This window comes from Bacillus cereus group sp. MG4, from assembly GCF_040460055.1.
Taxonomy (GTDB): domain Bacteria; phylum Bacillota; class Bacilli; order Bacillales; family Bacillaceae_G; genus Bacillus_A; species Bacillus_A wiedmannii.
The window spans coordinates 3133392-3145895 of record NZ_JARVGZ010000001.1 but is presented as its reverse complement, the minus strand read 5'-3'; the positions used below and the strand labels follow the sequence as shown (position 1 = coordinate 3145895).

Below are 12504 nucleotides of genomic sequence, written 5' to 3'. Positions count from 1 at the left end.
CATTCTGATGGAATGCTGCACAAGGAGGGTAGCTATCTTTCATAGGGACATCGTCTTATTGAATGTTTTGTGTATGGAAACAAAACATAGTGAAAGACAATTATAAGAAAGTAGAAATAAACGATTCATATATTTCTTTAAGGGATCTTATTACAGATGAGAGATAAGAAATATATAGAACCTCGCTTACATATTTTATTATAGGGATGTTTCATTAATCCTATGTGAATATTTGGTAAAGGTTATGTAATGTTAAAGTTAATGAATATAAGTGATTGTATAGAGAAATATAAAAAAAAAGAGGCTGAGATTACTCAGCGCTCTTCTTTTCTTCTTTAATAGCTGTCTTTACTTCACCAGTTTTGGTCTTGTTGCTTTCAGAGAAGCGAAGTAAGTCACCTTCAATGATTTTGTCAGACATGTTCAACTCATTTTGGGCACGATCAATGAGTGGTTGAGATTCTTCTTTTGGTAATTGTACAACTTCGCCAGTAGTACGGTCGTAGAATGTACTGTTCGTGTACATGTACTTATCTGTAACGAAGCTACCGTCACGAAGAACAACAAATCCTTTATTTTCTGGTGAGAATACATCATGACCAAATTGAACTTGATTCGTAGAATCTACACCAAGTAAGTTTAGAATTGTTGGTTTAATGTCAATTTCACCAGTTGGTTTTGAAATTGTTTTACCTTCTTTTTGACCTGGAACGTGAATAAACATCGGTGTTTTTTGTAAGTTCATATGGTCAAATGCAGTGATTTCTTCTTTTCCTAAGAACTGTGCCATTGCACGGTTATGGTTTTCAGAAATACCGTAGTGATCACCGTAGAATACGATAACTGAGTTGTCGTAAATACCTTCTGCTTTTAGACGTTCAATAAAGTGTTTCATTGCTTCGTCTAAATAGCGAGCAGTTACCATGTAACGGTCAAATACGCCATCACCAGAATTGTATTCATCGATTAATTTCGTGCTGTCATCATAAGTGAATGGGTAATGGTTTGTTAAAGTAAGGAAGCGAGTGTAGAACGGTTGCTTCACTTCTTTTAACATATCGACAGATTGATCGAAGTATTCGATATCTTTTAATCCCCAATTTAATTTGGTTTCTGGCGTAATCTTGTAGTCAAGTTCGTTGTAGTAACGATCATAACCAAGTGCCGGATACATAATGTTACGGTTCCAGAATGTTGCGTTGTTCGCGTGGAATACTGATGTGTGATATCCTTGCTCACGTAAAATTTCTGGAGTTGCTGTATATTCGTTATTACCGTGTGTGAAGAATACAGCACCACGGTCTAGCGGATACATGGAAGTATCTACTAAGAATTCAGCATCTGATGTTTTTCCTTGCCCAGTTTGATGGAAGAAGTTATCAAAGTAATAACTTTCTTTCGTAAATTGGTTTAAGAATGGTGTAACTTCTTGTCCGTTAACTGTTGCACCAATTAAGAATGTTTGTAATGACTCAAGAGAGACAACAATTACGTTTTTCCCTTTTGCCGTACCAAACATATTTGGATCTGGTTTGCTTTGCGTTGTTTTTACGTAGTTCTCTGTTTCCTGTAATTTGCTACCGTCAGCAAAAGCTTTTTGTGAACTTGATTTTGCTTGTAAGCCAAGATCATACACTTGGTGTACATATAAACCTAAGTTTTTAACAAGCATAACGCGGTCGAATGAACGTGTTAATAGTTCAGGACGCTCAGCTTCTGCAAGTCCTAAGTTTGCGAAGAAAATAGCAACTGTTGACACGAAGTATAGGGAACGCATTGGGCGTGCTACACGTTCTGTCGGTGCAAAATTCTTCATCTTCTTCAATAAAATGAAGAATACAATAATATCAGCAAATGCAAGGATAATTTTGTAGTTAAACAATTCTTTCACACTAGAACCTAAACTTCCAAAGTTAGATGTTTGTCCTAGTACTGGTAAAGTAACGAAGTCATTGTAGAATCCGTAGAACATTACGTTACCAACAAGAACGATTGTTAAAACAAAATTAATTCCAAGTGCTATATAGTTACGTTTTTTCCCTTTTGCAAATAATGCAAGACCAACAAGCAGTAATGATGCTGCTAATGGGCTAAGGAATAAAATGAATTCTTGCATGAAAGATTCAAGTTTTAAATCAAAGCTTGTGCGTGTAATAAGATACGTCTTCAGCCATAAAGCTAAAGCTACGAATACAGTGAAACGCACATTTTGAAATTGTGATTTCAAGGTTTCTTTCATTCATTTCCACCCTTTCTCTATCAGGCTTGGTCGATTTTGGAGCGAAAAATGCTAAAATAAAAAATACATAGTTTTCTTGGCCATAATTAGAGGTTCTATATTCACCCATATACGACTATAACTATGCATACCCTTTTGGTTTCTTGTGCTGCTCATAAGCATAACGTCATTTCTGTATTATACAACAAAATTCATTTCTGAGAAACACTATAACATTTTACATTTTTTGTATAAGATTTGTCACTACCAGAGAAAACTTTAACATTCGTTTATATGTCCGTCAACTAGAAAATATAACAAAGGTAGAGCAGAATGTTAAGTGAAAGTGAAAATTTTCTTGTTGAGAAATAAGAAATGACAATGGGTGAGTGGTTATCTAGAAACCTATTATATGAAGGGAAGTATGTAAAAATTAACGAACACTTGTTCTTTTTTCGTTTGTTTGTTACAATGAAAGTTCATTGATAGATTATGTGTAATTTTGATGAACTTTTACTGATAACATATTGTAGCTTATTTCTTTAAAAAAATAGGGAGGCTTTTACATGGAACAAAAATTTTCAGTTGAAGCGTTTTGGAAGAAAGCAAAACATGTTGCAAAGCAAGCGGGACAGTCGGTCATTTATGCAAGTTTATTATTGTTTTATGTTTTGCAAAGACCTGATGTTCCAAAGCGAGTGAAAATTATTGTGATTGGAGCACTTGCTTATTTTATTGCACCAATTGATGCCATCCCAGATTTCATTGCTGGAGTTGGTTATACAGATGATTTAGGGGCGTTAATGGCTGCTCTATTACAAGCGTCGTTATACGTCAATGAAGAGGTGAAAGATAGGGCACGAGTGAAGTTGGCAGAATGGTTTGGTTCGGATATAGACACATCCTTTATCGATCAGAAATTAGATCAATAGGTGAGAACTGTCATATGGTGACAGGGCGAACGTAAGCGAGGAAGTGCATTATGCCATCAGGAAGAACGCATACGAAAATAAACTTAATATCCCTTCCGGTTGTTTTGTTTCTGCTCTTTTCGTATGGATTAACAAACTTGGATTTTTTATTAACTTTTGCAATTGGCTTTTTAGTAGGTACTTCATTTTTAACGCCGGATTTAGATACATATAGTAATGCGTATAATAAATGGGGGTTCCTACGTATATTTTGGTATCCGTATAAGAAGGTCATGCCGCATCGATCCTTCTTTACACATACAATTATACTTGGTGATGTGATTCGTATTGCATACATGTTAATTGTGTTTTCTCCGTTTTTATTCCTATTAAATGTAATCGCGCTTGATGGGAATTTAATAGAAATTGCGAAGGAACATGAAGTTGAAATTGTAACGTTCATAATGGGAATTGTTGTGGCAAGTATGCTTCACATTATAGCGGATAAAGTGAATACGCGCCGCAAGAAAATGATGAGAAAAAAGAAGAAACGCAGAAGATAAAAAACCGTCCCAAAATACCTTTTGGGACGGTTTTTCTTTTTAATCAAACGTTTGTTTAAAAAGAGATTAAGCTTTCAGTACTTTAATACCTTTCACGATGTTCCAAATAAAGTAGTATAAGCTAATGATTCCGCAAATACATAAGACAATCATTGTACCGATGCCCAGTGTTACATCCGGTTGATCAGATCCAAGACCCATAATTCCTAAAATAGTTACGCCAATGAATGTAGCGATACTTGGGATAATGTGTGTCCATAGAGCACGTTTTGCATGTGGTTTCGTTTCCGCATCGCCCACAATCCACACAATAATAGGGAATAAGATAGGGGCAAATAATACACTAAAGTATGATAAAGCTGCTAATATTTTGTTTCCGTTCATATATATCACCTCATAAATAATGTCCGTTGTTATACTATTATTATGCAATAGTTTTGGCAAGCTTTCTATCGATGAACATTACAAGAACATGACGATTTTGTAAGATTTTTTCGTTAAATAATAAAATTTTCAAAAAAATCTTTTTAAATAGAAATTGTTATGGTACAGTATAAATGAAAGTTGTTGAAAACGTTTTCTTAAACGTTTTTTTTATTTTTAGGCTGAAAGGTATGATGACCTGATAGTCTATTGATGAGGTTATTTTATTTAAAAGGGGATTCTTTAGGGGGAGAGAACAATGAACACATGGACACAAGTTTATGATCCGTTCGGAAACATTTGGATTTCGGCAGCGGTCGCGCTTATTCCGATTATCTTTTTTTTCTTAGCTTTAGCAGTTTTCCGCATGAAGGGGTATGTGGCAGGATTAATTACAGTTGTACTTACAATTTTAGTTGCGTTATTCGCTTATAAGATGCCATTCACGATGGCGATGGCAGCGACGGGATATGGTTTCTTATACGGACTATGGCCAATTGCTTGGATTATCATTATGTCGGTATTTTTATATAAAATATCTGTGAAAACAGGTCAATTCGATGTGATTCGTGCATCTGTATTATCCATTACGAATGACCATCGTTTACTCGTTATTTTAATCGGTTTTTCATTTGGAGCATTTTTGGAAGGGGCAGCAGGATTTGGTGCACCAGTAGCGATTACGGCCGCACTTCTTGCAGGTCTTGGGTTAAATCCTTTATATGCAGCGGGTCTTTGTTTAATCGCAAATACGGCACCCGTAGCGTTCGGAGCGATGGGAATTCCGATTACAGTTGCTGGACAAGTAACAGGTATTGATCCACATAAAATTGGACAAATGGCTGGACATCAATTACCGTTCTTATCATTATTTGTTCCATTCTTTATCGTATTTTTAATGGACGGGTTGAAAGGGGTAAGACAAACGTGGCCTGCTTTACTTGTAGCAGGTAGCTCATTTGCAATTACGCAGTTCATAACAGCGACATTCTTAGGACCAGAACTTCCGGATATTACGTCAGCACTAGTAAGTTTAGTGAGTTTATCGCTATTCTTAAAAGTTTGGCAGCCGAAAGAAATCTATCAGTCTAAAGAAGCAAATAGTGAAGTAGCAGCAACGGCGATATCTATGCCGAAACTAACGGTAGGAAAAGTAGTAAAAGCATGGTCTCCATTCATTATTTTAACTGTGATGGTAGTCATTTGGAGCCAAAGTTTCTTTAAAGCGTTATTTGCTCCAGGCGGTGCTTTGGAAAGCCTTGTGTTAAAGTTTGAAGTTCCAGGCTTACACAATTTAGTAATGAAAGCAGAGCCAATTGTAAATAAACCGACGCCTTATGAAGCAATCTTGAAATTAGATATTTTATCAGCGACGGGAACAGCAATTTTAATTGCTTGTATCATTTCTATCTTTATTTTGAAAATGAGTGCAAAAGATGCAGTAGTAACATTTAAAGAAACGCTAAATGAGCTTAAGATGCCAATCCTATCTATCGGATTTGTATTAGGATTCGCATTTATCGCAAACTATTCTGGTTTATCTTCTACATTAGCGTTAGCACTTGCAGGAACTGGCGGACTATTCCCGTTTTTCTCACCATTCCTGGGCTGGATCGGTGTATTTTTAACAGGATCTGATACGTCAGCGAATGCACTGTTCTCGAATTTACAAGCGATTACAGCGCAGCAAGTCGGTGTATCTGAAGTACTTCTCGTTGCAGCAAATACAACGGGCGGTGTAACAGGAAAAATGATTTCTCCGCAATCGATTGCAATTGCTTGTGCGGCAGTTGGACTTGCTGGAAAAGAATCAGATTTATTCCGCTTTACAGTGAAGCATAGTTTATTCTTCGTAATTATTGTTGGTATTATGACGTATGTACAGGCATATTATTTAACGTGGATGATTCCATAAACAACAAAAGAAATAAACTTTGCATTTTTCAGATTATCGTGTATGATGGGAAAGTATTGAAAATTAAATCAGTGATAAACTAGGGGTGCCTAACGTATGCGTAGGCTGAGAGAGAAGCGCGTGATCTTCTTAACCCTTTGGACCTGATCTGGCTCGTACCAGCGTAGGGAAGTTAACGGCTTTACATAATGATGTCTTTATGAGCCAGGTCCTTATTTTTTTATGGACCTGGCTCTTTTTATTTTGGCATACGCTGGCCATATCTCGTCCTTGTCACGTACAGGGGGGCAACAAAGGTTATGAAACAGTCTGTTTCAGCTGAGCAAATTGAATTGAAATCGAGTTTACCAGGAAGTAAGAAAGTGTATGTTGATGGACCACGTGAAGGTATGAAAGTGCCGATGCGCGAGATTGAACAAAGTGAAACGAACGGCATTCCGAATCCGCCAATTCGTGTATATGATACGAGCGGTCCTTATACAGATCCTGCGCATAAAGTGGAGCTGGAAAAGGGGTTGCAGGCGCCGCGCCAATCTTGGATCCTGCAGCGCGGAGATGTAGAAGCGTACGAAGGGCGCGAAGTGAAACCAGAGGATGACGGTGTGAAAGTGGCTTCGAAACATACACCTGTTTTTCCGCAAATGGATCGCCAGCCGCTTAGAGCAAAGCAAGGGGCAAACGTTACGCAAATGCATTATGCGCGTAATGGCATCATTACATCTGAGATGGAATATGTTGCGATTCGTGAAGGAGTAGAGCCGGAGTTTGTTCGTAAGGAAATCGCAGAAGGTCGTGCCATTTTACCAGCGAATATTAACCATCCGGAAGCAGAACCGATGATTATCGGCCGTAACTTTCACGTGAAGGTCAATGCAAATATCGGAAACTCTGCTGTATCTTCTTCAATTGCAGAAGAAGTAGAGAAGATGACATGGGCAACGCGCTGGGGTGCGGATACGATTATGGATTTATCTACAGGTAAAAATATTCATACGACGCGTGAGTGGATTATTCGTAACGCGCCTGTACCAGTTGGGACTGTACCGATCTATCAAGCGCTGGAAAAAGTAAACGGAATTGCAGAAGATTTAACGTGGGAAGTGTATCGTGATACGTTAATTGAGCAGGCGGAGCAAGGTGTGGATTACTTTACGATTCACGCGGGCGTATTACTTCGTTACATTCCGATTACTGCAAAGCGTACGACAGGTATCGTTTCACGTGGTGGTTCAATTATGGCACAGTGGTGCTTATTCCATCATAAAGAAAACTTCTTATACACTCATTTTGAAGAAATATGTGAAATTATGAAGCAGTACGACGTTTCGTTCTCTCTTGGAGATGGATTACGTCCAGGTTCGATTGCAGATGCAAATGACGAAGCACAGTTTTCGGAGCTTGAAACACTTGGTGAATTAACGAAGATTGCTTGGAAACATGATGTGCAAGTGATGATTGAAGGACCTGGGCATGTACCGATGCATTTAATTAAAGAGAATATGGAGAAAGAACTTGATATTTGTCAAGGCGCGCCGTTCTATACACTTGGGCCGTTAACGACAGATATTGCACCAGGTTATGACCATATTACATCCGCAATTGGAGCTGCGATGATTGGCTGGTTTGGAACGGCGATGCTTTGTTATGTAACGCCGAAAGAACATTTAGGTTTACCAAATAAAGATGATGTTCGCACGGGGGTTATTACGTACAAAATTGCTGCACATGCAGCTGATCTTGCGAAAGGGCACAAAACGGCTCATCAGCGTGATGATGCACTTTCAAAAGCACGATTTGAATTCCGTTGGCGCGATCAATTTAACTTATCTTTAGATCCTGAGCGCGCGATGGAGTACCATGATGAAACATTGCCAGCAGAAGGCGCGAAAACGGCTCATTTCTGTTCCATGTGTGGACCGAAGTTTTGTAGTATGAGAATCTCACATGATATTCGTGAATACGCGAAAGAAAATGATTTAGAAACGACAGAAGCAATTGAAAAAGGGATGAAAGAGAAAGCGAAAGAATTTAAAGACACTGGTAGTCATTTATACCAATAACACGTTACACCCTCTTTACTTGATTGATCACAATGTAGTACCTAACTTAAATATAGAAGAAGCCCCCTTTGCTAAGACGGTAGCAAAAGGGGGCTTCTGTCGTTTATAAGGCGAAGAAGAGGTGTACCCAGTAGTATAAGAGGAATAATGTGACGACTGTTGTGAGAGGAATAACGATAAGGGATACACTTAAATAGTCTTTCCATTTTACTTTAATTTTGTTTTGTTTCAGTATATACATCCAAATGAGGGAAGCTAGCGTACCGATTGGTAATAATAGTGAACCGATGTCACTACCAATAATATTTGCGAGGTAGATAGTTTTTAATGTGACTGGGTCTAGTCCCATTTCTGTTAATGTGATGGTACCAATCATAAGTGCAGGATGGTTATTGAAGACGTTAGAGAGGAGGGAAACGAGTCCGCCCATCGCAAAGCTAGCATAGAGTAGATGCTGACTTACAACTGGTTCGAGCCAACTTACAAGCGCCGCTGTTAACCCTGCATTGTGAAGCCCGTAAATAATTACATACATAGAGAATGCGAAAATTAAAATGTGCCACGGTGTCTTTTTCAAAATATCGACTGGGTTTGTTCGTAAGTAGTACCATCTCCAGATGAGAAGAACGAGTGAACCGAGTACAGCAACAATTTCGATTGGAATGGATAAGAAGGATGCAACGAATAGAAGACAGCGCATAAGGAAGACGAAGCCTAATACTTTTAACATGAATTTTGTCCGTTTTTGTTTCGTATCAACAGAATTTTTTCCTTTTAACGGATGGAAGTTTTTCGTGAAAAACATTTCTTCGATATCATATGAAGAAACAGGTAATTTCTCTGGTAGTTTTTTCTTTAAAACTGTGTACATAAGCCATGACATAAATAATAATCCTAATGTTGCAGGTACAAACATCATAGCAGTATGCATATAAAGAGTCATATTCACAATATTTAATGCGATTAAGTTTACGATATTACTTACACCGATGGGGGCACTAGAAGCAGTGGCGATTAAAGCACCGCTTAATAAATAAGGGATTTGTTGATGAGGTTTTAATTTAAGGTTTCTCAGTAATAAAATTAAGATTGGAGTTGTAATTAAAATACTGCCGTCGTTATTAAATAAAAGAGTCATAAGAAAACATAATAATTGAATATACCAGTATAAACGGCGACCGGATCCTTTTGCTAAATTTGCAAGTTTAGCTGCGGACCAGTGAAAGAAGCCGAAGCTTTCTAATATAACCGCCATAACGATGGTCGCTAATATTGTTATGGAGGCACCGCCAATTTTACTGATAATGTCCATGACGTCTGGCTTTGATACAAGTCCAGTAACCAGGATAATGCCAGCACCAATTGCTGCCGGCCACGCCTCATTTAAACCACGAGGTCGCCAAAAGACAACAATCATTGTTAAGAAGAATACAATAATAGTAATCCATATTTCAATACTCATATTTTACCTACCTTTCTACTTTTCCTTAAACCAATGTAGCTTGTCTCAAGGTCTGTATTGGTAGTATATTCAGCAAAAAATAAGAAGAACTAGGCATATAATGGAATGAAGTGAATATGTGTTTTTCAAGCTAAAGGACAAGTGTCACTACTAGTGAAATAACTATTGGGAGAGGCGTCTATAAATTGTGGGGGCAGTAAGATAGTAAATGAAATTTATATGGGCGATTATGGAGATATATCGGCGCAACTTAAAATATATCAGCGCAACTCAAAATATATTAGCGATTTTTAAAATATATCGACTTATCGACAAAATATGACAAAAGGAGTCTGTTCCAAAAGGCATTTTGGAACAGACTCCCCCGAATATATTATTTTTCCTTCAAAAAAGTTCGATCTTTCAAGAATAAATTCCAGAAGAAAATAAATCCTGGTAGTAAAATTGCGATTCCAATTGCGTATAGAATAAGCAATGCATAGAATGTTTCTGTCGTTGTAAAGCTTGTAAATACAGTTACATCAGGATAAATAATATATGGTAAATGCGCGACACCGTAAGCGTAACTTGCAAATGCATATTGAGCGACGACTGCTAAAACGGCAATGCGAGGGTATCCTAGTGTGTCATACTTCTTGTTTGTCCACCAAAGAGAAGAGTACCCAATAACGAATAAAACGATAGAAACTGTAAACCATGGGAATTGCTTTATTAGTCCTTGCATAAGCCAGTGTGTTTCCGGATCCATTACAACGAGGGCGATAATCGCCGTAACGAGTGTTGCAGGACCGAGGATGATGGCGTTTCTTCTATAAATTTTATATGCATCTTCTGAACCTTGTTCTCTCGCAAAATCAGCAAGAAAGAGAGAAGATAGAAATAGTTCCGAAGTTAGTCCAAAGAGCATATAACAATAAATAACAGGACTAGAAAGAAGTTTTCCATACAGGAGTACTTCTTTTCCTTCAGACATTGTAATATAGGCACCTTCTGTAACGGGTAAAACGGTAATTAATAGGGCTGGAATTAAGAGCCCTGTAATACCTGAAATAATACGAAGAAGGTGTTGGTACTTCGGCAGAGAATAAGCAAATACCATAAATGTACTGCGAATTGCCACGAGTACTAAAATTAACATAACGGGTACGAACATTACTGTCGCAAGGGTAAAGGCTGCTTTAGGAAAGAAGCCAAGAAATGCGACAACGACAAAGACGAGAAATGTATTTGTTACTTCCCAAGTTGGTGATAAGTATCGGTTGGCAAGCTTGGCAGCGAGCGTTGGATGTTTTGCGTATACCATGCCCCAGAAACCTGCCCCAAAATCGATGGACCCTAATATACTGTATACGAAAATAAGGGCCCATAAGATGATGATTGCAATACTTTCCTCATGCACGAGAATCGCCTCCTTCGTGATGTAAATCATTTGTAAGCGGATGTTTCTTAAAGAATGTCCGTAGCACAAAGACTGTTAAAATACCGAGTCCAATATATAAAATGATGAATAGAATAAATAAAGGACCGACGAAATCGGCGCGTGTAGAAGCATCAACTGTACGTTGCATACCATAAATGGTCCACGGTTGACGACCGCTACAGCTGAAAATCCACCCGAATTCAATACCGAGCAACATAACTGGTCCACATGCGGCAGCTCCCCAAAGAAGCCACTTCGGTAATTCTGCTCCTTTTTTTCGGTAAACAAAGTACCAATATAAGAGAGCGATTGCTGCAACTGCAAAGGTAAAGGCAGCGGTGCCGACCATTAAATTGAATAGTGTATGAGTGTAAAATGGTGGCCATGTTTCTTGTGGGAATTCCTTTAGTCCTTTTACGACAGTGTTAGGGTCCAGTCCCACTAGTAGGCTAAGCATGTTCGGAATTTCTAGTGCATAGTTTAGTTCAAGTGTGTTAGGATCTACAACTCCGCCAATTGATAACGGTGCATGTGATGTCGTTTCAAATAAAGCTTCAGCAGATGCAAGTTTTTCAGGGGAATGCTTATGTAAGGCAATCGCTGATTCGTGTCCCGAAAGCCACATCGTAGCACCAGTAATAAATGTCACGACGAGTCCTAACAGTAGTCCTTTTTTATGATACGCCACTTCACGTTCACTTAAATTCTTCTTTAATAATTTAAATCCAGCGATAGAGGCAATGACAGCTGCTCCAGTTGCGTAGGCAGTAATAACAACATGGAATGCGCTTGTGCCAAAACTCGGATTAAAGAAAGCTTTCCACGGATCAACGTTAAAAACTGATCCATCTGGCCCCATTGAAAAGCCCGCGGGTGTATTCATCCATGTATTTGCTGATGTAATAAGCACGGCAGATGCCGTGGCACCAATCATGACGAAGAATAGCGAGATTAATCTCATGAATGGAGGTAGTTTGTCAGCGGCATATACATAAATGGACATGAACAAAGCCTCTAAAAAGAAGGCGAAAATCTCAATTTGAAAGGGAACAGAAATAACCTGACCAACAATTTTGGCAAAACCAGGCCAAAGAAGTGAGATTTGCACACCAACGATTGTTCCAGTTGGAATTGCTACACCGAGAAGGATGGCAAAAGCCTTCGTCCATCTTTTCGCCATAATGGCGTAATCGGAATCTTTCTTCCAGTGATAGAGTATTTCACTTATAAAAATCATCAATGAAAGCCCGACACCAAGTGTTGCAAAGATAATGTGAAATGCTAATGAAGAACCAAAAAATGCTCTTGCTAATGTTACCGTATCCATATGTAAACTCCTCTTCTTTTTGCCATTATTTTCTGATTGAATTGGAAGATTTATTCAGAAAAACTACCAAAAATATATATGTATTTAAAAAGTGGATATGGTAATATAATGTTTGAATATTCCAAATAGAAAGAAGTTAATGTTTAATAATATTTTGTTTGTTTTTTAGTAAGGAATATTTTATAATCTTTTATGCGAACATAAG

General features: G+C 38.1%; 9 protein-coding genes and 1 riboswitch. Of the genes, 4 read left to right on the top strand and 5 right to left on the bottom strand.

Annotated elements, in window-relative coordinates; genetic code table 11:
• Window positions 1-310: 310 nt before the first annotated feature.
• Window positions 311-2239 (bottom strand): LTA synthase family protein, encoded by a 1929-nt coding sequence (locus QCI41_RS16665; protein WP_353837068.1) that lies wholly within the window; start codon window positions 2237-2239, stop codon window positions 311-313.
• 545 nt (window positions 2240-2784) lie between these two features.
• Between QCI41_RS16665 and QCI41_RS16660 the strand changes: the two genes are divergently transcribed.
• A complete protein-coding gene (locus QCI41_RS16660) occupies window positions 2785-3150 on the top strand; it encodes a YkvA family protein (protein ID WP_144615044.1) in 366 nt (121 codons plus the stop codon).
• A gap of 50 nt (window positions 3151-3200) precedes the next feature.
• The gene (locus QCI41_RS16655; protein WP_353837069.1) at window positions 3201-3692 is read left to right on the top strand and encodes a metal-binding protein; all 492 of its coding nucleotides are present in this window, start codon (window positions 3201-3203) and stop codon (window positions 3690-3692) included.
• A 66-nt stretch (window positions 3693-3758) separates the two neighbouring features.
• On the opposite strand, the gene QCI41_RS16650 is transcribed toward QCI41_RS16655, so the two are convergent.
• A complete protein-coding gene (locus QCI41_RS16650; RefSeq protein WP_001014100.1) occupies window positions 3759-4076 on the bottom strand; it encodes a magnetosome magnetite crystal formation protein family in 318 nt (105 codons plus the stop codon).
• Between the two features lie 298 nt (window positions 4077-4374).
• Between QCI41_RS16650 and lldP the strand changes: the two genes are divergently transcribed.
• Complete coding sequence (lldP, locus tag QCI41_RS16645) at window positions 4375-6030, top strand: L-lactate permease (RefSeq protein ID WP_353837070.1); 1656 nt, start codon at window positions 4375-4377, stop codon at window positions 6028-6030.
• A gap of 71 nt (window positions 6031-6101) precedes the next feature.
• A riboswitch (TPP riboswitch) is annotated at window positions 6102-6217 on the top strand.
• Between the two features lie 112 nt (window positions 6218-6329).
• Entirely contained in the window at window positions 6330-8090 is a 1761-nt protein-coding gene (thiC, locus tag QCI41_RS16640) for a phosphomethylpyrimidine synthase ThiC (protein WP_353837071.1), read from the top strand.
• A gap of 103 nt (window positions 8091-8193) precedes the next feature.
• Here the strand turns inward: thiC and QCI41_RS16635 are convergent, their stop codons facing one another.
• The 3 genes from QCI41_RS16635 to cydA form a co-directional block, all read right to left on the bottom strand.
• The gene (locus QCI41_RS16635; protein ID WP_353837072.1) at window positions 8194-9552 is read right to left on the bottom strand and encodes an arsenic transporter; all 1359 of its coding nucleotides are present in this window, start codon (window positions 9550-9552) and stop codon (window positions 8194-8196) included.
• Between the two features lie 373 nt (window positions 9553-9925).
• Window positions 9926-10951 (bottom strand): cytochrome d ubiquinol oxidase subunit II, encoded by a 1026-nt coding sequence (locus QCI41_RS16630; protein ID WP_098557032.1) that lies wholly within the window; start codon window positions 10949-10951, stop codon window positions 9926-9928.
• Window positions 10944-12299 (bottom strand): cytochrome ubiquinol oxidase subunit I, encoded by a 1356-nt coding sequence (gene cydA / locus QCI41_RS16625; protein ID WP_353837073.1) that lies wholly within the window; start codon window positions 12297-12299, stop codon window positions 10944-10946. Before cydA ends, QCI41_RS16630 begins: the two co-directional genes overlap by 8 nt.
• Window positions 12300-12504 lie beyond the last annotated feature (205 nt).

Excerpts from the sequence above, each read along its gene's own strand:
- QCI41_RS16665 (WP_353837068.1), bottom strand. The coding sequence starts at position 2,239 with ATGAAAGAAACCTTGAAATCACAATTTCAAAATGTGCGTTTCACTGTA.
- QCI41_RS16660 (WP_144615044.1), top strand. The coding sequence starts at position 2,785 with ATGGAACAAAAATTTTCAGTTGAAGCGTTTTGGAAGAAAGCAAAACAT.
- QCI41_RS16655 (WP_353837069.1), top strand. The coding sequence starts at position 3,201 with ATGCCATCAGGAAGAACGCATACGAAAATAAACTTAATATCCCTTCCG.
- QCI41_RS16650 (WP_001014100.1), bottom strand. The coding sequence starts at position 4,076 with ATGAACGGAAACAAAATATTAGCAGCTTTATCATACTTTAGTGTATTA.
- lldP (WP_353837070.1), top strand. The coding sequence starts at position 4,375 with ATGAACACATGGACACAAGTTTATGATCCGTTCGGAAACATTTGGATT.
- thiC (WP_353837071.1), top strand. The coding sequence starts at position 6,330 with ATGAAACAGTCTGTTTCAGCTGAGCAAATTGAATTGAAATCGAGTTTA.
- QCI41_RS16635 (WP_353837072.1), bottom strand. The coding sequence starts at position 9,552 with ATGAGTATTGAAATATGGATTACTATTATTGTATTCTTCTTAACAATG.
- cydA (WP_353837073.1), bottom strand. The coding sequence starts at position 12,299 with ATGGATACGGTAACATTAGCAAGAGCATTTTTTGGTTCTTCATTAGCA.